Source organism: Micromonospora sp. NPDC007220 (assembly GCF_040634035.1).
GTDB classification, from domain to species: Bacteria; Actinomycetota; Actinomycetes; order Mycobacteriales; family Micromonosporaceae; genus Micromonospora; species Micromonospora reichwaldensis.
Genome location: NZ_JBEYEU010000003.1, coordinates 205,313 through 229,226, shown reverse-complemented (window position 1 = coordinate 229,226; position 23,914 = coordinate 205,313). Strand labels below are relative to the sequence as shown.

20 protein-coding genes are annotated in these 23,914 nt (G+C 74.7%); 16 read left to right on the top strand and 4 right to left on the bottom strand.

Annotation, left to right across the window (positions count from 1 at the left end; translation table 11 throughout):
• Nucleotides 1–3 precede the first annotated feature (3 nt).
• Nucleotides 4–4,578 (bottom strand): ATP-dependent helicase, encoded by a 4,575-nt coding sequence (locus ABZ573_RS09400; RefSeq protein ID WP_358117328.1) that lies wholly within the window; start codon nt 4,576–4,578, stop codon nt 4–6.
• A gap of 193 nt (nt 4,579–4,771) precedes the next feature.
• On the opposite strand from ABZ573_RS09400, the gene ABZ573_RS09395 reads away from it, so the two are divergent.
• The 10 genes from ABZ573_RS09395 to ABZ573_RS09350 all read left to right on the top strand — a co-directional run bounded on the left by ABZ573_RS09395 (nt 4,772) and on the right by ABZ573_RS09350 (nt 15,137).
• Nucleotides 4,772–5,158: a hypothetical protein gene (locus ABZ573_RS09395; protein WP_327030837.1), complete on the top strand. Its 387-nt coding sequence runs from the start codon at nt 4,772–4,774 to the stop codon at nt 5,156–5,158.
• A gap of 256 nt (nt 5,159–5,414) precedes the next feature.
• Nucleotides 5,415–8,249, top strand: coding sequence for a Na+/H+ antiporter subunit A (locus tag ABZ573_RS09390; protein WP_151453927.1), 2,835 nt, complete (start codon nt 5,415–5,417; stop codon nt 8,247–8,249).
• A complete protein-coding gene (locus ABZ573_RS09385; RefSeq protein WP_327030839.1) occupies nt 8,246–8,725 on the top strand; it encodes a Na(+)/H(+) antiporter subunit C in 480 nt (159 codons plus the stop codon). The genes ABZ573_RS09390 and ABZ573_RS09385 overlap by 4 nt, the downstream gene beginning before the upstream one ends.
• Before the next feature lie 25 nt (nt 8,726–8,750).
• Entirely contained in the window at nt 8,751–10,256 is a 1,506-nt protein-coding gene (locus ABZ573_RS09380; RefSeq protein ID WP_151453929.1) for a Na+/H+ antiporter subunit D, read from the top strand.
• On the top strand, nt 10,253–10,834 hold the full coding sequence (locus ABZ573_RS09375) for a Na+/H+ antiporter subunit E (protein WP_151453930.1): 582 nt from the start codon (nt 10,253–10,255) through the stop codon (nt 10,832–10,834). Before ABZ573_RS09380 ends, ABZ573_RS09375 begins: the two co-directional genes overlap by 4 nt.
• Nucleotides 10,831–11,100, top strand: a complete 270-nt coding sequence (locus tag ABZ573_RS09370; RefSeq protein ID WP_151453931.1) for a monovalent cation/H+ antiporter complex subunit F — start codon at nt 10,831–10,833, stop codon at nt 11,098–11,100. The genes ABZ573_RS09375 and ABZ573_RS09370 overlap by 4 nt, the downstream gene beginning before the upstream one ends.
• Nucleotides 11,100–11,465 (top strand): monovalent cation/H(+) antiporter subunit G, encoded by a 366-nt coding sequence (mnhG, locus tag ABZ573_RS09365; RefSeq protein ID WP_358117057.1) that lies wholly within the window; start codon nt 11,100–11,102, stop codon nt 11,463–11,465. The genes ABZ573_RS09370 and mnhG overlap by 1 nt, the downstream gene beginning before the upstream one ends.
• 167 nt (nt 11,466–11,632) lie before the next feature.
• Nucleotides 11,633–12,982, top strand: coding sequence for a hemolysin family protein (locus tag ABZ573_RS09360; RefSeq protein ID WP_151453933.1), 1,350 nt, complete (start codon nt 11,633–11,635; stop codon nt 12,980–12,982).
• Nucleotides 12,979–14,043 carry a hemolysin family protein gene (locus ABZ573_RS09355; RefSeq protein WP_151453934.1) on the top strand — a complete coding sequence of 355 codons (1,065 nt, stop codon included), beginning with the start codon at nt 12,979–12,981 and terminating at the stop codon, nt 14,041–14,043. Before ABZ573_RS09360 ends, ABZ573_RS09355 begins: the two co-directional genes overlap by 4 nt.
• 167 nt (nt 14,044–14,210) lie before the next feature.
• Nucleotides 14,211–15,137, top strand: a complete 927-nt coding sequence (locus ABZ573_RS09350; protein ID WP_358117053.1) for a sporulation protein — start codon at nt 14,211–14,213, stop codon at nt 15,135–15,137.
• A gap of 64 nt (nt 15,138–15,201) precedes the next feature.
• Here the strand turns inward: ABZ573_RS09350 and leuE are convergent, their stop codons facing one another.
• Nucleotides 15,202–15,870 (bottom strand): leucine efflux protein LeuE, encoded by a 669-nt coding sequence (gene leuE, locus ABZ573_RS09345; protein ID WP_311414232.1) that lies wholly within the window; start codon nt 15,868–15,870, stop codon nt 15,202–15,204.
• Nucleotides 15,867–17,111, bottom strand: coding sequence for a bifunctional pyridoxamine 5'-phosphate oxidase family protein/GNAT family N-acetyltransferase (locus tag ABZ573_RS09340; RefSeq protein ID WP_358117048.1), 1,245 nt, complete (start codon nt 17,109–17,111; stop codon nt 15,867–15,869). The genes leuE and ABZ573_RS09340 overlap by 4 nt, the downstream gene beginning before the upstream one ends.
• A 34-nt stretch (nt 17,112–17,145) precedes the next feature.
• Between ABZ573_RS09340 and ABZ573_RS09335 the strand changes: the two genes are divergently transcribed.
• On the top strand, nt 17,146–18,486 hold the full coding sequence (locus ABZ573_RS09335; protein ID WP_151453938.1) for an aminotransferase class I/II-fold pyridoxal phosphate-dependent enzyme: 1,341 nt from the start codon (nt 17,146–17,148) through the stop codon (nt 18,484–18,486).
• 148 nt (nt 18,487–18,634) lie between these two features.
• A complete protein-coding gene (locus tag ABZ573_RS09330) occupies nt 18,635–19,339 on the top strand; it encodes a UdgX family uracil-DNA binding protein (protein ID WP_151453939.1) in 705 nt (234 codons plus the stop codon).
• Between the two features lie 25 nt (nt 19,340–19,364).
• On the opposite strand, the gene ABZ573_RS09325 is transcribed toward ABZ573_RS09330, so the two are convergent.
• On the bottom strand, nt 19,365–19,721 hold the full coding sequence (locus ABZ573_RS09325) for a nuclear transport factor 2 family protein (protein WP_358117044.1): 357 nt from the start codon (nt 19,719–19,721) through the stop codon (nt 19,365–19,367).
• Nucleotides 19,722–19,941: 220 nt separating this feature from the next.
• Here ABZ573_RS09325 and ABZ573_RS09320 point away from each other — a divergent pair, with 220 nt between their 5' ends.
• From ABZ573_RS09320 to recA, 4 genes are all read left to right on the top strand, one after another.
• Nucleotides 19,942–21,084: an acyl-CoA dehydrogenase family protein gene (locus ABZ573_RS09320; protein WP_357577348.1), complete on the top strand. Its 1,143-nt coding sequence runs from the start codon at nt 19,942–19,944 to the stop codon at nt 21,082–21,084.
• Nucleotides 21,085–21,162: 78 nt separating this feature from the next.
• Nucleotides 21,163–22,470, top strand: a complete 1,308-nt coding sequence (locus ABZ573_RS09315; RefSeq protein WP_358117041.1) for an MFS transporter — start codon at nt 21,163–21,165, stop codon at nt 22,468–22,470.
• Nucleotides 22,471–22,474: 4 nt separating this feature from the next.
• Nucleotides 22,475–22,675 carry a DUF3046 domain-containing protein gene (locus ABZ573_RS09310; protein ID WP_151453943.1) on the top strand — a complete coding sequence of 67 codons (201 nt, stop codon included), beginning with the start codon at nt 22,475–22,477 and terminating at the stop codon, nt 22,673–22,675.
• Between the two features lie 184 nt (nt 22,676–22,859).
• Nucleotides 22,860–23,906 (top strand): recombinase RecA, encoded by a 1,047-nt coding sequence (recA, locus tag ABZ573_RS09305; RefSeq protein WP_311414238.1) that lies wholly within the window; start codon nt 22,860–22,862, stop codon nt 23,904–23,906.
• Nucleotides 23,907–23,914 lie beyond the last annotated feature (8 nt).

Sequence of the window (23,914 nt, the reverse complement as noted above, 5' to 3'; positions counted from 1 at the left end):
GGGTCAGCCGCGCAGGCGCAGGCCGCGCGGGGTGGCCCGGAAGCCGGCGGCGGTGAGGGCGTCGCGCAGCGGCGAGGAGCGCACCGCCTCGCCGTCGGCCCGCTCCACCGACATCGCGCCCAACGCGCCGGAGTGGACCGCGTCGGCGAGCGCCTTCCCGGCCGCCGTCAGCAGGTCGGTGTCGTCGGTGAAGGAGAGGATCGTCCGCCCGCCGCGTTCGACGTAGAGCACCAGGTCGCCGGCGACCAGCACCACCACGGCGCCGGCCTTGCGCCCCGCCCGGTGCCCGGTCGCCGGGGCCGCCCCGTCGCCCGAGTCGACCACCCGCTCCGGCCAGGACAGCGCCGCACCGTACGGGCTGGCCGGGTCGGTCGCGGCGAGCACCAGGGTGGGCCCGCCACGCCCCCGCCCGCCGTCGGCCGGCTCGGCCAGCGCCCGGATCCGGTCCACCGCCCCCGGCACCGCGAACTGCGCCGCGCCCAGCCCCTCGACGAAGTAGCCCCGCCGGGCCGCGCCGCGCTCCTCCAGCGCGGAGAGCACCGGATAGACCGCGGCGAAGCCGCCGGTCACCTGCTCGGCCATGACCGCGCCCCGGGTCACCACGCCGTGCCGTTCGAGCAGCACGTCGGCCAGGGCGGCGGCGCGTCGGGTCGGGTCGGTGTCGCGCTCCGGCAGGCGGGACCAGCGGCCGGCCACGGTCGGCGGGCCCCCACGCGTCGGCAGGGCCACCCGCCCGGGGCGCCGGTAACGGGTGCGCGGCGCGGTGGCACGGGACCGGTGCGCCCCGCCGCCGCCGAGTGCCGCGCGCAGCGGCGCGAGGGTGTCGTTGGTGAGGTGACCGGCCCACACCAGGTCCCAGACGACGGCGGTCAGCGCGGCGTCGTCGGTCGAGCCGACCCGGTCGGAGAGCGACCGGAAGAACAGCGCCTGCCCGTCGCCGAGCGCGTCCAGCACCGCGTCGTGCAGCGGGGTGCGGGTGAGCGCCTCGTCGGGCGGGGCGAGCAGCAGCGGCGCGACGTCCGCGTAGGCCAGGGTGACCCAGCCGTCCCCGCCGGAGATGGCCCCGGAACCGGCCCAGAGCACCTCGCCGCTGGCGCAGAGCTCGTCGAGCTGGGCGGGGGAGTAGTCGGCGACCCGACCGGGCAGCACCAGCCGTTCCAGCGCCGACGCCGGCACCGCTGCGCCCTGCAACTGCTCCACGGCGGCGGCCAGCGCCTCCACCCCCCGCGCGGACGAGCCGACCTGCTGCCAGCGGGGCAGGAACGCGGCCAGCGCGCGGGGCGGCACCGGCTCGATCTCCCGGCGCAGCGCGGCCAGGGACCGGCGGCGCAGCAGCCGCAGCACCTCCGCATCACACCACTGGCTGCCGGCAGTGTCGGGGGTGAACTCGCCGGCCACCACCCGACCGGTGGCGGCGAGCCGGCGCAGCGTCTGCTCGACCACGAAGACGCCGAGCCCGAAGCGGGCCGCGCAGGTGGCGGCGGCGAACGGCCCGTGCGTACGCGCGTAGCGGGCGACCAGGTCGCCGAGCGGATCGGCCACCGGGGCCAGGTAGGCCTCGGCCACCCCGACCGGCAGGGCAACGCCGAGGGCGTCGCGCAGCCGCGCCGCGTCCTCGACGCCGACCCAGCGCTCCTCGCCAGCGACGCGTACGCGCAGCACCCGGCGGGCCGCCGCCAGCTCGGTCAGCCACGCGGGGGAGGCGCCCCGCTCGGCCAGCTCCGCCTCCGACAGGTCGCCGACCACGCGGAGCAGCTCGACCACGTCCTCCGCGTCGCGCGGGCGGCGCTGCTCGGTCAGCCAGCGCAGCTGCCGCTCGGTCTCGGCCAGCACCGCCGGATCGAGCAGCTCCCGCAGGTCGACCCGGCCGAGCAGCTCGCCGAGCAGGGTCGAGTCCAGCGCCAGCGCGGCGGCCCGGCGTTCGGCCAGCGGCGCGTCGCCCTCGTAGAGGAAGGCGCCGACGTAGCCGAAGAGCAGCGACCGGGCGAACGGCGACGGCTGGGCGGTCTCCACCTCGACCAGGCGCACCTTGCGGGCGGCCAGGTCGCGCATCAGCTCGGCCAGCGCGGGCTGGTCGAAGACGTCCTGGAGGCATTCCCGGGCGGCCTCCAGGGTGACCGGGAAGTCGGCGTACTCGCGGGCGACGTCGAGCAGCTGGGCGGCGCGTTGCCGCTGCTGCCACAGCGGCTGGCGGCGGCGCGGGTCGCGGCGGGGCAGCAGCAGCGACCGGGCGGCGCACTCGCGGAACCGGGACGCGAAGAGCGCGGACGTGCCGACCGACTCCTCGACGAGCTGGGCGATCTCCTCGGGCTCGAAGACCACCACGTCGGCGCCGGGTGGCTCGTCCGCCGTGTCCGGCAGGCGGACCACGATGCCGTCGTCGGACGGCATCACCTGGGCGTCCACGCCGTAGCGCTCGGCGAGCCGGCGGCCGATGGCCAGCGCCCACGGCCCGTTGACCCGGGCGCCGAGCACGCTGTGCACGGCCAGCCGCCAGTCGCCCAGCTCGTCGCGGAACCGCTCGACCACGACGGTGCGGTCGTCGGGCAGGGACCGGGTGGCGGCGCGCTGCTCGCGCAGGTAGGCCATCAGGTTTCCCGCGGCCCAGTCGTCCAGCCCGCCGGCCCGCAGCGCGGCGACCGCCGTCTCGTCGCTCTGCCGCAGCAGCGAACGCACCCGGGCGCCGATGGCCCGGCCCAACTCGACGGGGCGGCCGAGCTGGTCGCCCTTCCAGAACGGCATCTTCGCCGCCTGCCCGGGGGCCGGGGAGACCAGCACCCGGTCGGGGGTGATCTCCTCGATCCGCCAGGACGACGAGCCGAGCAGGAAGACGTCGCCGACCCGGGACTCGTAGACCATCTCCTCGTCCAGCTCGCCGACCCGGGCGGCCCGCTCGGCCCCCGCCAGGAAGACGCCGAAGAGGCCCCGGTCGGGGATCGTGCCGCCGCTGGTCACCGCGAGCCGCTGCGCGCCGGGACGGCCGGTGAGCGTGTCGGTGGCGCGGTCCCAGACCAGCCGGGGCCGCAGCTCGGCGAACGCGGTGGACGGGTAGCGGCCGGAGAGCATGTCGAGCACGGCGTGCAGCGCCGAGTCGGGCAGCTCGGCGAAGGGCGCCGCCCGGCGTACGAGCACGGCCAGGTCACCGACGCGCCACGGCTCCAACGCCACCATGGCGACGATCTGCTGGGCCAGCACGTCGAGCGGGTTGCGCGGGTGGTGCAGCTCCTCGATGGCGCCCTCGGCCATCCGCTCGGCCACCACGGTGCACGACAGCAGGTCACCCCGGTGCTTGGGGAAGACCACCCCGCGGGAGACCGCGCCGACCTGGTGCCCGGCCCGGCCCACCCGTTGCAGGCCGGCGGCCACGCTGGGCGGCGCCTCGATCTGCACCACCAGGTCGACGGCGCCCATGTCGATGCCCAGCTCCAGGCTGGAGGTCGCCACCACGGCGGGCAGCTGGCCGGACTTGAGCGCCTCCTCGATGTGCTTGCGCTCCTCCCGGGAGACGCTGCCGTGGTGGGCGCGGGCGATCACCGCCGGCGCGCCGGCCGCCGCGCCGGCCTGCGCCATCAGCTCCGCCGGCGTGCGGCCGACGCGCACCGGCCCTTCGGGGCCGCCCCACTCCTGTGCGCCGCGCGGCGACGGCGTGGGCCCGCCGGCCAGCTCCTCGCCGGCCAGCTCGTTGAGCCGGGCGCAGAGGCGCTCGGCCGAACGCCGGGAATTGGTGAAGACGATGGTCGAGCGGTGTGCCCTGACCAGGGAGAAGACGCGTTCCTCCACCGCCGGCCAGATGGACGCCCGGCGCGTGCCGAGGCCGCCGAGGTCGTCCTCCGGCGGCTCCTGCTCGTCGAGGCGGGTCATGTCCTCCACCGGCACCTGGACGCTGACCTCGATCGTCTTGGCGGTGGGCGGCGCGACCACGTCGACGGGGCGGGCGCCGCCGAGGAAACGGGCGCAGGCGTCGACGGGCCGGACGGTGGCGGAGAGGCCGATCCGCTGTGCCGGGGCCGGCAGCAGCTCGTCGAGGCGTTCCAGGGAGAGCGCGAGGTGGGCGCCGCGTTTGGTGCCGGCGACCGCGTGCACCTCGTCGAGGATCACCGTCTCGACGCCGCGCAGGGAGTCGCGGGCGGCGGAGGTCAGCAGCAGGAACAGCGACTCGGGTGTGGTGATGAGGATGTCCGGCGGGGTGCGGGCGAAGGCCCGCCGCTCGTCGGCGGGGGTGTCGCCGGTGCGCATTCCCACGGTGATCTCCGGCGGGGCGACGCCGAGCCGGGTGGCGGCCTGGCGAATGCCCGTGAGGGGAGTGCGCAGGTTGCGCTCGACGTCGACCGCGAGCGCCTTGAGCGGGCTGACGTAGAGCACCCGGCACCGCTGCCGGGGGTCGGCCGGGGCGGGCTCGCGGGCGAGCCGGTCGAGCGACCAGAGGAACGCGGCCAGCGTCTTGCCCGAGCCGGTGGGGGCCACCACCAGCGCGCTGCGCCCGGCGGAGACGGAGCCCCAGGCGCCGGTCTGGGCGGCGGTGGGCGCGGCGAAGGCGGCGCCGAACCACTCCCGGGTGGCCGCGCCGAAACCCGCCATCGCATCCGTCACGCCATCCATCCTGCCCCGGCGGTGTGACATCGGGGCTCTGGGCGGAGGGCCATTGCCCCGCTCCGGCTCATACGCGATGTTTGCGCGTTCAATCCGTTAAGTCTTACTTAACTGCTTGCTTGTGCCCCACAACATAAAGTAACTTCACCCGGAGCGTCGACCCGGGGTGGAGGAGATCGGATTGACCGTCGAGCAGCGGAGCTTCGAGCCCGGCACCGACGTGCTCATCCGCAAGGTCGACGGTCACCTCGCTGCCGTCCGCACCGGGCTGTCCGGCCCGGAGCTGGAGCTGGCCGAGCGGCTCGCCGCCGCGCTGCGGGAGCTGGTCGTCTCCACCGCGCAGGCCAGCGCGGCCGACCGGGGGCAGGTCCGGGCCGCGGTGCACTACTTCGTGCTGCGCCGGGAGAGCCGGGGCCGGTTGCTGCCGGTGCGCTCCCTCGCCGCCGCCCAGCGGGTGGTCAACAAGGTCGTGGTCCAGCTCGGCCGCCCCGACCTGCTGGTGGAGCCCCGTCGCGAGCGCCCCGCCCGGGAGCCCGTCGCCCCCACCGTCGACGTCGCCGTCGGCTGACGGCCGCCCCTCCGCCGGCGCCCGGCCGCCCTCCCGCCTCCGCCCCGGCCAGCTCCCCGCCTGCGCCCGGCCGCCCCTCCGCGTCGCCCCTCGGCTGACGGCTGGCCGGCCGTCTCGGGGCCGGCTACCCGGACGCGGGCGACAACGGGACGAATTCGCGCAAAACCGCCCGCCGGGCGACGATCTGGCGTGTGATCGCACCTAGGTGCCGTCCCACCTCCGGCGCGCGCCGCAGCCACCTCGACCGGGAGCGCGGGTGCTCGTACTGCTGATCCTCCACTTCGTGGCGGCCCTCGTCGCGCCGCTGCTCGTCCGGTGGTGGGGACCCCGCGCCTGCTACCCGCTGGCGCTGGCGCCGGCGGCGGCGTTCGGCTGGGCGCTGGCCCGCACGCCCGCCGTCCACGACGGCGGCGCGGTGGTCGAGACGTACCCGTGGATCGGCCAGCTCGGCGTCGACCTGGCGCTGCGGCTGACCACCCTGTCCTGGCTGATGACCCTGCTCGTCGGTGGCGTCGGCGCGCTGGTCCTGGTCTACAGCGCCCACTACTTCGGTCGGGAGTCCGCCGGCATGGCCCGGTTCGCGGCCGTGCTGGTGGCATTCGCGGGGGCGATGCTCGGCCTGGTCCTCGCCGACGACCTGCTGCTGCTCTACGTCTGCTGGGAACTCACCACGATCTTCTCGTACCTGCTGATCGGGCACAGCACGGAGCGGCGCTCCAGCCGGTGGGCGGCGGCGCAGGCGCTGACCGTGACCACGTTCGGCGGGCTGGCGATGCTGGTGGGCTTCATCATGCTCGGCGGGCACGCCGGCACCTACCGCTGGTCGGAGATCACGGCAGCCCCGCTGCCGGGCGGGGCGTACCTCGTCACGGCGGTCGTGCTGATCCTCACCGGGGCACTGTCCAAGTCGGCGGTGCTGCCGTTCAGCTCGTGGCTGCCGGTGGCGATGGCGGCGCCGACACCGGTGAGCGCGTACCTGCACGCCGCCGCGATGGTGAAGGCCGGCGTCTACCTGATCGCGCTGCTCGCCCCGGTGCTGGCGGCTGCCGGCCCGTGGCGGCCGGTGGTCGTGGTCGCCGGCCTGGCGACCATGCTGACCGGGGGCTGGGCGGCGCTGCGGCAGACCGACCTGAAGCTGCTGCTGGCGTACGGCACGGTCAGCCAGCTCGGCCTGATCGCGGTGGCCGTCGGGGCCGGCACCCCGGACACCGCCCTCGCCGGGGTGGCGATGCTGCTGGCGCACGCCCTGTTCAAGGCGCCGCTCTTCCTCGTCGTCGGCATCATCGACCACGGCGCCGGCACCCGCGACCTGCGGGAGCTGTCCGGGCTGGGGCGACGGGCGCCGCTGCTCGTCACCGTGACGGTGCTGGCCGCCGCCTCGATGGCCGGGCTGCCGCCGCTGGTCGGCTTCGTCGCCAAGGAGTCCGTGCTGGCCGCCTTCACCGACCGGCCCGCCGTCGTCGCCGTGCTGGTGGTGGGCACCGCGCTCACCGTCGCCTACAGCGCCCGCTTCGTCTGGGGCGCATTCGCCACCCGGCCGGGCGTGGAACCGGCCGTGCTCGGGCGGATCCCCGCGTCGATGCTCGCCCCGCCGGCCCTGTTGGCCGCCGTCGGGCTGGCCGCCGGCCCGGCCGCCGGGATCCTCGACGGCCTGCTCCGCCCGTACGCCGAGTCGTTCGGTGTCGTCGGCAAGGACCTGGCGCTCTGGCACGGCCTCAGCCCCGCGCTCGGCCTCTCCGCGCTGGCCGTGGCCGGCGGCGCGGCGCTGTTCGCGCTGCGCGGCCCGCTCGCGCCGGTGCTGGCCCGGCTGCACGTCCCGGTCAGCGGCAACCAGGGGTACGAGTGGCTCATCCGCCGATTCGACCGGCTGGCCATGAGGGTCACCGGCGCGACCCAGCGGGGCTCGCTGCCGCAGTACCTCGGCGTCATCCTGGTCGTGCTCGTCCTGGTGCCCGGCGGGGCGATGCTGGCCACCCGTCCGTGGCGGGAACGGATCGCCCTCTGGGACAGCCCGGTGCAGGTCGTGGTGGTGGCGGTGGTGACCGTCGCGGCGGTGCTGGCGGTGGGCGCCCGCCGGCGGCTGACGGCGATGCTGCTGGTGGGCATGACGGGTTACGGCACGGCGATGCTCTTCGTGGTCTACGGCGCGCCGGACCTGGCACTGACCCAGTTCCTCGTCGAGACCGCCACCATCGCGGTGTTCGTGCTGGTGCTGCGCCGGCTGCCGGAACGGTTCTCGGCCCGCCCCAGACGCCCGAAGTGGGCGCGTCGGACAATCGGGCTGGTGGTCGGCGTGGTGGTCGGCGGGCTGGCCCTGACCGCCGCCTCGGCCAGGCGGGCGCCCACCATCTCCGCCGAGTTCCCGGACCTGGCCGTCACCCACGGCTACGGCCGCAACGTGGTCAACGTGACCCTGGTCGACATCCGGGCCTGGGACACGATGGGCGAGCTGTCGGTGCTGGTGGTGGCCGCGACCGGCGTGGCCAGCCTGGTCTTCCAGCGCTCCCGGACCGGGCCCCGCCCGCGCCGCCCGGAGCGGCCGAACCGGGTGCAGCGGCCGGGGCACCGGGTCTGGCTGCGCGGCGGGTCGACCCTGCACGAGCGGCAGCGTTCGATCGTGCTCGAGGTGGTGACCCGCCTGGTCTTCCACACGGTGGTGGTCTTCTCCCTGTTCCTGCTCTTCGCCGGCCACAACGCGCCGGGCGGCGGTTTCGCCGGCGGCCTGGTGGCGAGCCTTGCGCTGGCCGTGCGCTACCTGGCCGGCGGCCGCTACGAGCTGGCCGAGGCCGCCCCGGTCGGCGCCGGCACGGTGCTCGGCGCCGGCCTCTTCGTCTCGATCGGCACCGGCGCCGTCGCCCTGTTCGCGGGCGGCACGGTGCTCGAGAGCGCCCGGATCAACCTGTGGCTGCCGGTGATCGGGGACTTCTACCTGGTCACGTCCCTCTTCTTCGACGTGGGCGTCTACCTGGTCGTGGTCGGGCTGGTGCTGGACATCCTGCGCAGCCTCGGCGCCGAGGTGGACCGGCACATCGAGGCGGCCGGCGCGTCCGGGGGCGGCCTGCGGGTCGACGGGCAGGGGGAGCGGACGTGAGGACGGGCGGCGCGGGACCGACCCTGGTGCTGGTCGTCGCCGCCGGGGTGCTGGTCGGCTGCGGGGTCACCCTGCTGCTGGAACGCAGCCTGACCCGGATCCTGCTCGGCGTCATCCTGCTCGGCAACGGGGTGAACGCGCTCATCCTGCTCGGCGGGCGCTCGGGTGCCGCCCCGGTGGTCGGCACGGCGCCCGCCGGCACCTTGAGCGACGCGCTGCCGCAGGCCATGATCCTCACCGCCATCGTGATCACCTTCGGGCTGACCGCGTTCCTGCTGGCGGTGAGCTACCGCAGCTGGTACCTCACGGGCGACGACGAGGTCCCCGACGACATCGAGGACCGGCAGATCAGGCATGCGGTCGAGCGCAGCGAACTGACCGCCGCCGACCTCGGCGGCGAGGGCCCGGACGCCGACCCCGAGCAGGTCGACCCGGAGCCGCCGCGCCGGCTCCACCGCGGGGACGGCCCCGGATGACCGGGTACGCGGGACGGGGCGCCCGATGAGCTGGCTCGTGCCGCTGCCCGTGGTGGTGCCGCTGCTGGGCGCGGCGCTGACCCTGCTGCTGGCCCGGTGGCCCGGGGCGCAACGGGTCGTCAGCGTGGCCTGCCTGACCGCCACGCTGGCGGTGGCGGCGGTGCTGCTGGTGCAGGCGTACCGGCACGGGCCGGTGGTGGTCCAGGTCGGCGGGTGGTCGGCGCCGGTGGGCATCGTGCTGGTCGCGGACCAGCTCGCCGCGTTGATGCTGGTGGTCTCCTCGGCGGTGACCCTGTGCGTGCTGCTCTACTCCGTCGGCCAGGGTCAGGGGGACTTCGGCGAGACCGTCCCGGTGACCATCTACCACCCCACCTACCTGGTGCTGACCGCCGGCGTGACCAACGCGTTCCTCGCCGGCGACCTGTTCAACCTCTTCGTCGGCTTCGAGATCCTGCTGGCCGCGAGCTTCGTGCTGATCACCCTCGGTGGCACCGAGACCCGGATCCGCACCGGCTCGACGTACGTGGTGGTCAGCATCCTGTCCTCGATGATCTTCCTCGCCTCGGTGGGGCTGGTGTACGCGGCCACCGGCACCCTGAACATGGCCCAGTTGGCGCACCGGCTGGACGCGCTGCCCGACGGCGTACGGCTGACCCTTGAGCTGATGCTGCTGCTCGCCTTCGGGGTCAAGGCGGCGGTCTTCCCGCTCTCGGCCTGGTTGCCGGACAGCTACCCGACGGCGCCGGCCCCCGTCACGGCGGTCTTCGCCGGCCTGCTCACCAAGGTCGGTGTGTACGCGATCATCCGCACCGAGACGCTGCTCTTTCCCGGCGGCCACGTCTCCGGCCTGCTGATGGTGGTGGCCGGGCTGACCATGGTGGTCGGCATCCTCGGCGCGGTCGCCCAGTCCGACATGAAGCGGCTCTTCTCGTTCACCCTGGTCAGCCACATCGGCTACATGATCTTTGGAGTGGGGCTGAGCACCGTCGCCGGGCTCTCCGGCGCGATCTTCTACGTGGTGCACCACATCACCATCCAGACCACGCTGTTCCTGGTCGCCGGCCTCGTCGAGGAGCGGGCCGGCAGCACCGACCTGCGCCGCATCGGCGGGCTGGCCCGGGCGGCCCCGCTGCTCGGCGTCCTCTTCTTCGTCCCCGCCATGAACCTCGCCGGGATTCCGCCCTTCTCCGGGTTCCTCGGCAAGCTCGGCCTGCTCCAGGCCGGCGTCGCGGCCGGCGAGCCGCTGCCCGGCGTGCTGGTCGCGGCGGGGACGGTGACGAGCCTGCTCACCCTCTACGTGGCCTCGCGGGTGTGGAACATCGCCTTCTGGCGCGCCCCCCGGCTGGCCACCACCGAGCCGGTCGTCCACCTGCCGGCGCTGATGGTCGGCGCGACGATCGCGCTGGTCGGGCTGGGGCTGGCGCTGACCGTCGTCGCCGGGCCGCTGTTCGACGTCACCGCCGACGCGGCGGTCGACCTGCGCGAGCGCACCCCGTACATCCGTTCCGTGCTGCCGGTCGGTGTCCCGTGACCCCGGCCTCCGGGGCGCCGCCGCGCGGGCGGGGGCGGCGGCGCGACCGACTGATCGCCTTCGGCTGGCTGGTGCTGGTCTGGAGCCTGCTCTGGGGGGACTTCTCGTGGGGCAACCTCGCGGGCGGGACGCTGGTGGCCGGTGCCGTGCTGCTGTTCTTCCCGCTGCCGCCGGTGAGCTTCGGCGGCCGGCTGCGCCCCGGGCCGCTGGTCGTCTTCGCGGTGCGCTTCGTCGGCGAACTGGTCAGCGCCAGCGCGCACGTCGCCCGGGTCGCGGTGCAGCCCGGCTACCGGCCCCGGGGGGCGATCATCGCGGTCCGCCTGCGGGTGCGTACCGACCTGAACCTGGCGCTCACCGCCGAGGCGATCTCGTTGGTGCCGGGCACGCTGATCGTCGAGGTGGACCGGGACGTCGGAGTCCTCTACGTGCACGTGTTCGACACCCACGGCCCGCAGGACCTGCGCGGCAGCCGGCAGCGGATCCTCGCCGTCGAGCGGCGGCTCGTCCGCGCGGTCGGCTCCGACGCCGAGGTGCGCCGGGTCAGCGCCGATCCCGTCGAGAGGGGACCCGAACCGTGATCACGTTCCTCGCCGCCACCCTCACCGTCCTGTTCTCGGTGACCGCGCTGCTGGCCCTGATCCGGCTCTACCGCGGGCCGTCGCTGATCGACCGGGTGGTCGCGGCCGACATGCTGCTCGCCACCATGGTGGGCGCGGTGGGCGCGGAGGCCGCGGTGAACCGCCACGCCACCACCCTGCCGGTGCTGGTGGCGCTGTCCATGCTCGGTTTTGTCGGGTCGGTGTCGCTGGTCCGCTTCGCCGTGCGCGAGGACGGGGAGGCCTGATGTGGGGCACGCTGGCCGACTGGCTGGGCGGCGGCTGCCTGGTGGCCGGCGCCCTGCTGAGCCTCGCCGCCGGGATCGGGGTGCTGCGCTTCCCGGGCACCCTGGACCGGATGCACGCCGCGACCAAGCCGCAGGTGCTCGGGGTGCTGCTCCTGCTGCTCGGCGTGGCGCTGCGCCTGCGTACCCCGGCCGACCTGGGCATGGTGGCGCTGGTCGGGATCTTCCAACTGGCCACCGCCCCCGTGGCGGCCCAGATGATCGGCCGGGCCGCGTACCGGGCCGGCCGGGTCGAGCCGGGTCTGCTCGACGCCGACGAGCTCGCGTCCGCCGACCGCCCTGCGGGTGGCGGGGGCGGTCCGTCCTGACCCGCGCGAACGTCGAGGGGCCTTCGGCACACCTTCAGCGGCTATCCAGCCGATCCCGATAAAATGGGCCGCATGATCGACTCTTCTGCCCAGGAGGGCAGCAGTAGCCAGCCGGGTCGTGCCCGGCGTATCCCGACCCCGACGACCCCGGGAGCCCTGAGCGACCCGTGTTGATCGTCGTTGGTCTTCTACTCATCATCGTTCTCACCGTCGCCACGGGTTACTTCGTGGCCCAGGAGTTCGGCTACGTCGCCGTGGACCGGGGCCGGCTCAAGCAGCTGGCCGACGACGGCGACAAGGCCGCCGCCCGGGCGCTGGAGGTGACCGCGAGGCTGTCGTTCATGCTCTCCGGCGCGCAGCTCGGCATCACCGTCACCGCCCTGCTGGTCGGTTACGTCGCCGAGCCCTTCCTCGGTGCCGGGCTGGCCGAGCTGCTCGGGGTGGCCGGCGTCTCCACGGCCGTCAGTTTCCCGCTCTCGGTCGCCCTGGCCCTGACCCTCGCCACCGTGGTGCAGATGGTCCTCGGCGAGCTGGCCCCGAAGAACCTCGCCATCGCCCGGCCCGAGCCCCTCGCGAAGGCCCTGAGCAGCTCCACCCTGATCTACCTCAAGGTCGCCGGTCCGCTGATCAAGCTCTTCGACCGGGCCGCGGTCCGGCTGCTGCGCCGCGTCGGCATCGAGCCGATCGAGGAGCTGCCCAGCGGCGCCACCCCGCAGGACCTGGAACAGATCATCGCCGAGTCCCGCCAGGAGGGGCACCTCACCGACGAGATGTCCACGCTGCTCGACCGGGGGCTCGACTTCCGGGGGCTGACCGCGGGCGAGGTCATGGTGCCCCGCGTCGACGTGCACACCGTACGCGCGCACGAGCCGCTCAGCCGGGTGGTCGAGCTGCTCGACACCGGCAAGTCCCGCTTCCCCGTACGCGGCACCGAGGGCGTCGACGACCTCGTCGGCGTCGTCGGCATCGCCGACGTGCTCGGCGTACCCCCGGAGCGGCGCGCGAGCACCCCGGTCAGCGCGGTCGCCGGCCCCCCGCTCCTGGTGCCGGAGACACTGCCGCTGCCGACGGTGCTGGACCGGCTGCGCTCCGGCCACCGGCAGCTCGCCTGCGTGGTCGACGAGTACGGCGGCTTCGCCGGCGTGATCACGCTGGAGGACATCGCCGAGGAACTCGTCGGCCCGATCCGGGACGAGGACGACCCGCCAGAGCGCGCCCCGGCCCGCCAGGAGGACGGCTCGTGGGTGGTGCCGGCCCGCTGGCGCATCGACGAGGTGGCCGACAGCACCGGCATCTCGCTGCCCGAGGCGCCGGAGTACGACACGCTCTCCGGCCTGGTCATGCGGGAGCTGGGACGGGTCCCCGAGGTCGGTGACCGGCTGGAGATCAGCCTGCCGGCCGACGGCGAGGACGGCGCGGAGGAACCGCGCGCCCTGGTCGAGGTGCTGGCCGTCGACAGGCACGTGGCCGACTCGGTCCGACTGCGGATCGCCGAGCCCGGGGAGGTGTCCGCATGAGCCCCGGCATCGCACTCTTCACGTCGGTGATCCTGCTGGCGTTGAACGGCTTCTTCGTGGCCGCCGAGTTCGCCCTGGTGGCCAGCAAGCGTTACCGGCTGGAGCACGCGGCCGCCGGAGGCGGCCGGGCCGCCCGGGCCGCGCTCGACGGCGTACGCGAGCTGTCCCTGATGCTCGCCGGCGCGCAGCTCGGCATCACGCTCTGCACCCTGGGGCTCGGCGCGCTCGCCGAGCCGGCGATCGAGCACCTGCTGAGCCCGCTGCTGCACGCGGTCGGGCTGCCGACCGCCGCGAGCCACGTGATCGCGCTGATCTTCGCGCTGAGTCTCGTCACCTTCCTGCACCTGGTGGTCGGGGAGATGGCGCCGAAGTCCTGGGCGATCACCCACCCGGAGCGCTCGGCAGTGCTGCTGGCGCTGCCGTTCCGCGCCTTCGCGCGGGTCGCCCGCCCGTTGCTGTCGGTGATGAACGCCCTGGCCAACGCGATGCTGCGGCTGGTCAAGGTCAACCCGCAGGACCAGCTCGCCCAGGTGCACGGCCCGGACGAGCTGCGCATGCTGCTGGAGCAGTCGCGCGAGCACGGGCTGCTGGGCGCGGAGCAGCACCAGATGCTGACCAGCATGCTGGAGTTGCAGGGCACTACGGTGGCCCAGGTGATGGAGCCGTTCGACCAGATGGTGACGGTGCGCCGGGACGAGGGCGCCGACCGGATCGAGCAGGTCAGCCGGGACAGCGGCCGGTCGCGGCTGGCCGTGCTGGACGCCAACGGCGACGTCTGCGGCCTGGTCCACGTCCGGGAGGCGGTGCGGGCCACCACCACGGGGCGCGCGGTCACCGCCGGCGACCTGATGACCAACGCCCTCACCCTGCCGGCCTCGGCGTCGGTGAGCGACGCCGTGGCGGAGATGCGCGCCCGGCAGTCCCAGCTCGCGCTGGTGCGCAACGGTGGCGGGCCGACCCGGCCGGTCGGGTTCGTCGCGCTGGAGGACCTGCTGGAGGAGGTCATCGGCGAGTTCGACGACGAGACCGACCCGGTGCCGCGCGGTCGACGCATGAGGTGAAACCGGATAGGTGGCCGCTCTTCGTCGAAGTCGGGGCGGCCACCCGCCGGGTCCGCGACGATGGGGGTGGCCCCACCCGCCGGGTCGGCGACGCCAGGGGTGACCCCACGCGCGGGGTCGGCGGCCGTAGGTGGCAGGGCCGGCCCAGTCGTGGACGGGGGAGTGCCGTGCGGTTGACGGGGGTGTCGCCCGAGTCCGACTGGACCGGGCTGTCGGTGCGGACCGCCCTGGCCAACGCGAGCACCCGTCCCGGGCTGCGGCTGCCGGGGCGGGTCACCGTCGTCGCCGGCTCCACCGACGTACCCGTCCTGCACGTCCGGCTCGGCCTGGTCACCACGGCCGAGCCGGACGACCCGGAGGCGCCCCGTCGGCTGGTGCAGTTCCACCAGGCGACGGTGGCCGACGCGTTCGTGCTGCGGGCCGGGCGGGGCCGGTCGATCCCGTTCGAGTTCCCGCTGCCGTGGGAGACCCCGGTGACCGTGTTCGGCGGGGTGCCCCTGCTCAGCCTGCGGATGGGGCTGCGTACGGAGGTGGCGGTCGAGCCCCGCCTCGACCAGGGCGCGATGGTGCCGGTCTTCGTGCATCCGCTGCCCACCCAGGCGCACGTCCTGGCGGCCCTCGACACGCTCGGCTTCAGCATGCGCCAGGCCGGCCTGGTCGACGGGCGGCTGCCGGGGGTGGCGCAGACCCTGCCGCTGCACCAGCGGCTGGGCTACTGGGTGGCGCCGCTCTACGCCGGGCCGATCACCGAGCTGGAGCTGATCTTCATCGCCGAGCCGGCCGGCCTGGAGGTGATCCTCTGGCTGGACCGGCGGCTGGCCCTGGCCGGGATCACCCACCAGAGCATCAGCCGGTTCCGGGTCTGGCACGTCGGCGCCGACCAGCGGGACTGGATCGCGACCGTGGACGCCTGGCTGCGTACGGCGATCAACCGGCACGCCGCGGCCGCCGCGCACGCCGACTGGTCTGCGACCCTCTCCGGGTCGGCGCACGTCAGCCGCCCGCCGGACGAGCCGATCCACCCCGGCTTCGGCCTGGGCGGCACGGCCGGCGGAGCCGGCGTCGGCGGCTCCGGCGGCGGTGACGGCACCTGACGCTCCGGCGGTGGTGACGGCACCTGACGCTCCGGCGGTGGCGACGGCACCTGACCCGACCGGGTCAGGCGGTGGCGGTGGCCAGCTTGAGGCTGAAGCCGAGGAAGAGCGCGGCGACGCCCGTGGTGGCGCCGGCGGCCAGGCGGTGGCGCCGACGGAACTGGGCCGCCAGGAACGTGCCCGTGAAGATCAGCGCGGTCAGGTAGAGCGCGCTGGTGACCTGGGCGATCAGCCCGAGCAGCAGGAACGACAGCGCCGGCCAGGCGTAGCCCGGGTCCACGAACTGGATGAAGAACGAGACGAAGAAGAGGATCGCCTTCGGGTTGAGCAGGCTGATCACCAGCGCCTTGCGGAAGGGGCTGCGCAGCGCCGCCGGCTCCGCGGCGTCGATGAGCCGCGGGGTGGCCGGGTCGTTGCGGGTCCGCCAGCGTCGCCACGCGCCGCGCAGCATCGTCAACCCCACATAGCCGAGGTACGCGGCGCCGGCGTACTTGATCACCAGGAAGAGCGGCGGGTAAGCCTGGACCAGCGACGCCACGCCGGCGGCGGAGAGGAACATGAGTATCCCGTCGCCGACGAAGACCCCGCCGGCCGCCCGGTAGCCGGTCGCCACGCCCCGCTGCGCGGCGGTGGAGAGCACGAAGAGGGAGTTGGGCCCGGGCAGCAGAACGATCGCCACGGTGCCCAGCACGTACGTCCAGATGTCGGTGATGCCCAGCACGCCCGCCATCATGGGGCCACGGGTGCCGTCCGGCGAAGCCTTTCCCGGAGCGTGACCTGTGCGTTCGGCCACTCGTCGACGATCATCGAATACTGCACGGTGTCCCGCCAGGAGCCGTCCGGGCGGAGCCGGTGCCGGCGCAGCACCCCCTCGCGGGACGCGCCGAGGCGCTCGATGGCCCGCTGCGAGCGCTCGTTGCGGACGTCGGTGTGCCAGACCACCCGCTCCGCGCCCAGTTCCTCGAAGGCGCGGGTGAGCAGCAGCAGCTTCGCCTCGGTGTTGATCGCGGTGCGCCACCAGGGCCGGCCCAGGTAGGTGTAGCCGATCGCCACCGCCCGGCGCTCCGGGTCCACCTCGTAGAAGGAGGTGGTGCCGACCACCGCCCCGGTCACCGCGCAGCGCTGCACCCAGGGCACCCGCTCGCCCCGCCGGTGTGCGGCCAGCGCGGTGGCGATCCCGTCGGCGGTGCCGGCGACGTCGGCCGGCTGCGGGCTGCCCAGGTGCCGCCAGACCTCCGGGTCGGCGGTCGCGGCGTGCAGTTCGTCGGCGTGCGCGAGGTCGAGCGGTTCCAGCAGCACGTGCTCCCCGCGCAGCACCGCCGGGTCGAGCCACGGCGACGTCCGCTCCCGCAGGTACGCCGGCACCGGCACGGTCACCCCGGCGTCGGGTTCGGGCAGCCCGGCGGTCAGCCGCAGCGGCACCACGCCGGCCCAGTGCGGCAGGGCGAGGTCGGTCTCCTCGTCGCGTACGCCGCCGGTGCGGGCGCGCACCGACACCTCCCGCAGCGGCAGGGCCAGCACGGCCGTCTCGGCCAGCTCCCGGCGCGACGGCGGACGGCTGTCGGCGCTGCGCCCGGCGGCGGCCTTCTCCACCAGGGCGGTCAGCATCCGCAGCTTCTCCCGCTGGTCGGTGACCAGGCGGGCGGTGCCGTGGGCGACCACCGAGCGGTAGTTGGCGCTGTGGTGGAACTGCGAGCGGCCGTAGACGAGGCCGTCGAGCAGGGTGACGGCGACGCAGACCGGCAGTCCGTCGCCCCGGGCGGCGAGCAGTGGCCGGCTGCCGGTGGAGCCGTGCAGATAGAGGGTGTCGCCGACGCGGACGTGCAGGGTGGGCAGCACCCGGGGTTCGCCGTCGACGGTGAACCCGAGCGCGCAGTCGTACGCCTCGTCGAGGATCGCGTGCGCGGCGGCCTCGTCGTAGCTCATTCGTTCCCGGGAGCGGCTGGCGGTGGTCCGGTCGGTGGGTGCGTACATGGCTCGACCTTTGTTCTAGTACAATCCCTGATTTGTGTCAGCACGCTATCAGGTGGCCGGTACGACGGCCGCCGAGATTTCGGCCAGCATCGAATCGGGCATCCGCTCCGCCGCCCTCGCCCCCGGCGACGCGCTGCCCCCGGTGCGGGAGCTCGCCGCCCAACTCGCGGTGAGCCCGGCCACCGCGGCCCGGGCCTACCAGGAGCTGCGCCAGCGCGGCCTGGTGGTCACCGCCGGCCGGCACGGCACCCGGGTCCGGCCCCGGCCGCCGGTGGCGTCCCGCCGCTCCGCGCTGCGCCCGCCGACCGCCCCCGGCCTGCGTGACCTCTCCCGGGGCGAGCCGGACGTGCGGCTGCTGCCGCCCCTCGGGGCGCACCTCGCCGGCCTCGCCGCCGTCGCGGGGGAGCCGGTCGGCTACCCCGCGGCCGGGGTGCTGCCCGAACTGGCCGAGGCGGCCCGCGAGCGGCTGGCCGCCGACGGCGTACCGGCGACGGAGCTGACCGTCACCGGCGGCGCGCTGGACGGCATCGAGCGGCTGCTCGGCGCGCACCTACGCCCCGGCGACGCGGTCGCGGTCGAGGACCCGGGCTGGGCCAACCTGCTCGACCTGGTCGCCGCGCTCGGGCTGCGGCCGATCGGCGTGCCGGTCGACGACGACGGTCCGCTGGTCGCCGGGGTCGCCGCCGCGCTCGCCGCCGGCGCACGGGCGCTGATCGTGACGAGCCGGGCCCAGAACCCCACCGGCGCGGCGGTCTCCCCCGAGCGGGCCGGGGAGCTGCGCGCCCTGCTCGCCGGCCGGTCCGACCTGCTGCTGATCGAGGACGACCACGCCGCCGAGCTGGCCCGCGTACCGCTGCACCCGCTCGCCGGGGCGACCCCGGCGTGGGCCTTCGTCCGCTCGGTGAGCAAGCCGTTCGGCCCCGACCTGCGGCTGGCCGTGCTGGTCGGCGACGAGACCACCGTGGCCCGGGTGGCCGGCCGGGCCCGGGTCGGCGCCGGCTGGGTCTCCACCGTGCTGCAACGGCTCGTCCTGGCGCTCTGGCGGGACCCCGCCGTGGCTGAGCTGGTGGACCGGGCCGCCGGCAGCTACGAGCGGCGGCGCACGGGGCTGATCGACGCGCTCGCCGGCCACGGCCTGGTCGCCCACGGCCGCAGCGGCATCAACGTCTGGCTGCCGGTCGACGACGAGACCAGCGTGCTGACCGCGCTGCGCGACGCCGGCTGGGCGGTCGCGCCCGGCGCGCTGCACCGGATCGCCGGCCCGCCGGCGCTGCGGATCACCGTCAGCTCGCTCGACGAGGCGGAGATCCCGGACCTGGCCGAGGCCGTGGCCCGGGCCGTCCGGCCCACCCCCGCCGCCGGCTTCACGGCGTGAGCGGGGAGCCTGCCGCGACCCCGGACGGCCCGGGGTGGGCGACGCCGCGTCGGCACTCCGCCCACACCGTCCACTTTGTGCGCACCGGCGTGTCCCTCCCGGCGGGTCCCCGCGCGTGTTCCCTCCCGCACCGGGTAGAACAGTCGCCATGGCCGAGCAGACCGAGACCGCGCCGGGCGCGCAGAAGTTCATCCCGCCGCGCGCCGACACCCTCGACGACCTGCGCGCCGCCGCCGCCGGCTGCCGGGGCTGCGAGCTCCACCGGGACGCCTCGCAGACCGTCTTCGGTCGCGGCGACGCCGGCGCCCGGGTGGTCTTCGTCGGCGAGCAGCCCGGCGACCTGGAGGACCAGAAGGGCCTGCCGTTCGTCGGCCCCGCCGGCCGGCTGCTGCGCAGGGCGGTCGACGACGCCCGGCTCGACCCCGGCCACATCTACCTCACCAACGCCGTGAAGCACTTCCGCTTCGAGCTGCGCGGCAAGCGACGCATCCACCAGACCCCGGACCGGGTGCACGTCACCGCCTGCCGGCCCTGGCTGGTCGCCGAGTTTGCCCAGCTCCGCCCGGAGATCGTGGTGGTGCTCGGTGCCACCGCCGCAAAGGCCCTGCTCGGCCCGACGTTCCGGGTCACCCGCCAGCGTGGCGAGCTGCTGCCCTGGCCGGAGTCGGCCCAGCACCCGGAGGACTTCCGGCGGGTGCCGGTGGACTCCGCGGGCGCCGTCGCGGACGCCCCGCCGGCCCGGCTGCTGGCCACCATCCACCCGTCCGCCGTGCTGCGCGCCGACGACCAGGACAAGGCGTACGAGGGGCTGGTCGCCGACCTTACCGTGGCCGCCCGCGCCCTCGCCGGCTGACCGGCCGGTGCCCGCCGGTCGGCGGTCAGTCCGGCGTCGTGATCTTGCCGTGGACGTCCTTGGCGACGATCCGCCCGTCGCGCACCCGGTAGACGTCCAGCCCGCGCAGCACCGTACCGTCCTCGGCCGGCGCCCACGCCCACTCGCAGACCGCCCGCTCGCCGTCCGCCCACACCGCCCCAAGGGCCGGGCCTGGTCCGGGACCGAGCTGGCTGGCGAGGACCGCGCGCACCGCGTCGCGCCCCCGCACCGTGCCGGCCGGCCCGTCCCAGGCGCTGGGACAGTACGTGACGTCCTCGCTCAGGAAGCCGACGACCGCGTCGAGGTCCCCCCGCTCCCAGGCCGCGTTGAACTCCTCCACCAATCCCCGTACGTCGGTCACGCCCGCACAGTAACCCTCCGCCGCCCGGCCTCGTGGGAGCCCCCAAGGCGAATCTTGGACAGTTGCCGCTCGCCGCGAGCGGCAACTGTCCAAGATTCGCCTTGGCCCGACCGGCGGACGGCCGGTTGGGCCGCGGCAGCGTCGGTGGCGGCGTACGCAGCGTGTGCGCCGGGTGGGCGGCCCCTGGGCAGGGCGGGTGAGCGGTGCCACACTTGCCGCCATGGAGCAGCATCTCTACGAGCGCGACCACGAGGAGTTCCGCGAGCTGTGCCGCGAGTTCCTGACCCGCGAGGCGGTGCCCCACCACGAGCGCTGGGAGGCCGACGGCATCGTCGACCGCGAGGTGTGGCGCCGGGCCGGGGCGGCCGGCCTGCTGGGCATGGACGTCGATGCGGAGTACGGCGGCGGCGGGCAGCGGGACTTCCGGTTCAACGCCGTGCTGGACGAGGAGATCGTCGCCAGCGGCTGCACGGGGCTCGGCTTCGGCCTGCACAACGACGTGGTGGCGCCGTACCTGACCGAGCTGACCACCGACGAGCAGCGCAAGCGCTGGCTGCCCGGGTTCTGCTCCGGCGACCTGGTCACCGCGATCGCGATGAGCGAGCCCGGCGCCGGCTCCGACCTGGCCGGGATCCGCACGAGCGCGGTCCGCGACGGCGACGGCTGGGTGCTCAACGGCCAGAAGACCTTCATCACCAACGGGGAGATGGCCGACCTGGTGGTCGTGGTCGTGCGTACCGCCCCGGAGCAGGGCGCGCACGGGGTGAGCCTGATCGCGGTGGAGAGCGGCACCCCCGGCTTCTCCCGAGGCCGACGGCTGGCCAAGGTCGGGCTCAAGGCCAACGACACCGCCGAGCTGTTCTTCGACGACTGCCGGGTGCCGGCGGAGAACCTGATCGGCACCGAGAACCACGGCTTCTACCACCTGATGGCCAACCTGCCCCGGGAGCGGCTCAGCATCGCGGTCGTCGCGGTGGCCGCCGCCGAGCGGCTGCTCGCCGTCACCCTCGACTACGCCCGCTCCCGGCAGGCGTTCGGCCGGCCGATCGGCGCGTTCCAGCACAACCGCTTCCTGCTGGCCGAGCTGGACACCGAGGTCACCATCGCCCGTACCTTCGTCAACCACTGCGTCGCGGAGTACGGCGCCGGCCGGCTCTCGGTCACCGACGCGGCCAAGGCGAAGTGGTGGACCACCGAGCTGCAGAACAAGGTCGCCGACCGCTGCGTGCAGCTGCACGGCGGCTACGGCTACATGCTGGAGTACCCGGTGGCGAAGGCGTGGCTGGACGGGCGGGTGCAGACGATCTACGGCGGCACCACCGAGATCATGAAGGAGATCATCGGCCGGGGCCTCGGGTTGTAACGTCGACGGGCTGCCGGGTGGCGGGGCGGGTGCGCAAGGATGAGATGGCACCTCGCCCCTTACCTCGAAGGAGCCGCCATGGCCACCGACCTCGCCGCGCCGCTCGTCGCCGCCGACGTCGCGCCCATCCAGCGGCGTACCCTGCGGCTGCTCTTCGTCACCCAGATCGTCGGCGGGATCGGGGTGACCATCGGCGTCGCCGTCGGGGCGCTGCTCGCCTCCGACGTCGCCGGCACCGCCGTCGCGGGCCTGGTCAGCAGTGCCGCCGTGGTGGGCGGGGCGTTGCTCGCCGTGCCGGTCACCCGGATCATGACCGTGCGTGGCCGGCGGCCCGGCCTGGTCGTCGCGTACCTCACCGGCGCGGCCGGCGGCGCCCTGGTGGTCCTCGCCGCGGTGACCCGCTGGGTCCCGCTGCTCTTCCTCGGCATGCTCCTGTTCGGCGGCGGCAGCGCGGCCAACCTCCAGGCCCGCTACACGGCGGTGGACCTGGCCGAGCCGGCGCGCCGGGGCCGCCAGCTCTCGTTGATCGTCTGGGCCACCACCCTCGGCGCCGTCGCCGCGCCGAACTTCGCCTCGCTCGCCGACCGCACCACCAGCGGCTGGGGGCTGCCGACGCTGGCCGGTCCGTTCGCGTTCAGCGCCGTCGCGCTCGTGCTGGCCGCCGGGGCGATCCTGGCGCTGCTGCGGCCGGACCCGCTGCTCACGGCGCGCCGGCTGGCGGCGGCCGGCACCCCGGCGGCCCCCGTCGTCGCGCCGGGGCCGACCGCCCGGCGCGGTGCGGGCATGCGGGCCGCCTGGGCGGTGGTACGCGCGCGGCCGGCCGCCCGGCTCGGCATCGTCGCGGTGGCGGTCGGCCACCTGGTCATGGTCGCGGTGATGGTGATGACCCCGGTGCGCCTGCACGAGTGGCACGACGACGCCGACGTGCTGCGGGTGGTCGGTCTCGTGCTGAGCCTGCACATCGCCGGCATGTACGCCCTCGCCCCGGTGGCGGGCTGGCTCACCGACCGGGTCGGTCGCCGGGCGGTGATCCTCGGCGGCGTCGGGCTGCTGCTCACGGCGTGCGCGGTCGCCGGCACGGCCGGGCACCACACGGCCTGGCTCTCGGTCGGGTTGTTCCTGCTCGGCCTGGGCTGGTCGGGGACCATGGTCGCGGGCTCGACGCTGCTGTCGGAGTCCGTGCCGGTGGGGATCCGGCCGAGCGTGCAGGGGCTCTCCGACCTGACCATGGGGCTCGCCGGTGCCGCCGCCGGGGCGGTCAGCGGGTTTGTCGTGGAGGCGGCCGGTTATCCGGTGCTCACCGGGCTCGCGGCGGTCGCGGTGGTGCCCCTGGTGACGCTAGCGTTGCGGCCGGTGCCGGTGGGGGCACCGGACGAGGAGGACTGATCACGTGCGGCTGACCGACTTCTGGACCCGGCTCGAGGAGGCGTTCGGCCCCGGCTACGCGGCCAGCATCGCCCGCGACCAGGTGCTCTCCCAGCTCGGCGGGCGGACCGTCGAGCAGGCCCTGGCGTCGGGTGAGCAGACCCACGTGGTGTGGCGCGCGGTCTGCGCCGCCTATCCCGACCGGGTGCCCGCGCGACTACGCTGAGCAGCCGTTTCGCGGCTTCCGCGTGTCGCTTGTCGCCTCGTACACCTGTTCGGCTATTGTCCACAGCGGGGTGCTCGTCCACAGCTCACGGCCGGTCGGCTGGTTTTCTGTCGGACCCAGCGCCTAGCGTGTCCGCGTGACGCGAAGCTCAGGAAAGACGCCGGCGAAGGCAGGGGTGGCAAACATGGCCGCAGGGCCCGACCGGGAGAAGGCACTCGACCTTGCTCTCGCTCAGATCGACAAGCAGTTCGGCAAGGGTTCGGTGATGCGGCTGGGAGAGCGTCCGGTCGTTCAGACCTCGGTGATTCCGACGGGTTCGATCGCGCTCGACGTGGCGCTCGGCGTGGGCGGTCTGCCCCGGGGCCGGGTCGTCGAGATCTACGGCCCGGAGTCCAGCGGTAAGACCACGGTGGCCCTGCACGCGGTGGCCAACGCCCAGCGGGCCGGCGGCATCGCCGCCTTCGTCGACGCCGAGCACGCGCTCGACCCGGAATACGCCAAGGCCCTCGGCGTCGACACCGACTCCCTGCTGGTCTCCCAGCCGGACACCGGCGAGCAGGCGCTGGAGATCGTGGACATGCTGGTCCGCTCCGGCGCGATCGACATCATCGTGATCGACTCGGTGGCGGCCCTGGTGCCGCGCGCCGAGATCGAGGGCGAGATGGGCGACAGCCACGTGGGCCTCCAGGCCCGGCTGATGAGCCAGGCGCTGCGGAAGATCACCGGTGTGCTCAACAACACCGGCACCACGGCGATCTTCATCAACCAGCTCCGCGAGAAGATCGGCGTGATGTTCGGCAGCCCCGAGACCACCACGGGCGGCCGGGCGCTGAAGTTCTACGCCTCGGTCCGGCTCGACGTGCGCCGCATCGAGAGCCTCAAGGACGGCACCGACGTGGTCGGCAACCGCACCCGGTGCAAGGTCGTGAAGAACAAGGTCGCGGCGCCGTTCAAGCAGGCCGAGTTCGACATCATGTACGGCAAGGGCATCTCCCGCGAGGGCTCGCTGATCGACGTGGGCGTGGAGCAGGCGATCATCCGCAAGTCCGGCGCCTGGTACACGTACGACGGCGACCAGCTCGGCCAGGGCAAGGAGAAGGCCCGGGAGTTCCTCAAGGAAAACCCGGATGTCGCCGCCGAGATCGAGAAGAAGATCCTCGAGAAGCTCGGCGTCGGGGTGGGCGCGGGCGACGCCGCCGGTGGCCCGGAGCTGCCGCCGGTCGACTTCTGACCGGTCCC

What these genes read in the sequence shown, in the direction of transcription:
- ABZ573_RS09400 (WP_358117328.1), bottom strand. Translation starts at nt 4,578, where the DNA reads ATGGCGGGTTTCGGCGCGGCCACCCGGGAGTGGTTCGGCGCCGCCTTC.
- ABZ573_RS09380 (WP_151453929.1), top strand. Translation starts at nt 8,751, where the DNA reads ATGAGCTGGCTCGTGCCGCTGCCCGTGGTGGTGCCGCTGCTGGGCGCG.
- mnhG (WP_358117057.1), top strand. Translation starts at nt 11,100, where the DNA reads ATGTGGGGCACGCTGGCCGACTGGCTGGGCGGCGGCTGCCTGGTGGCC.
- ABZ573_RS09355 (WP_151453934.1), top strand. Translation starts at nt 12,979, where the DNA reads ATGAGCCCCGGCATCGCACTCTTCACGTCGGTGATCCTGCTGGCGTTG.
- leuE (WP_311414232.1), bottom strand. Translation starts at nt 15,870, where the DNA reads ATGATGGCGGGCGTGCTGGGCATCACCGACATCTGGACGTACGTGCTG.
- ABZ573_RS09340 (WP_358117048.1), bottom strand. Translation starts at nt 17,111, where the DNA reads ATGTACGCACCCACCGACCGGACCACCGCCAGCCGCTCCCGGGAACGA.
- ABZ573_RS09330 (WP_151453939.1), top strand. Translation starts at nt 18,635, where the DNA reads ATGGCCGAGCAGACCGAGACCGCGCCGGGCGCGCAGAAGTTCATCCCG.
- ABZ573_RS09320 (WP_357577348.1), top strand. Translation starts at nt 19,942, where the DNA reads ATGGAGCAGCATCTCTACGAGCGCGACCACGAGGAGTTCCGCGAGCTG.
- ABZ573_RS09315 (WP_358117041.1), top strand. Translation starts at nt 21,163, where the DNA reads ATGGCCACCGACCTCGCCGCGCCGCTCGTCGCCGCCGACGTCGCGCCC.
- recA (WP_311414238.1), top strand. Translation starts at nt 22,860, where the DNA reads ATGGCCGCAGGGCCCGACCGGGAGAAGGCACTCGACCTTGCTCTCGCT.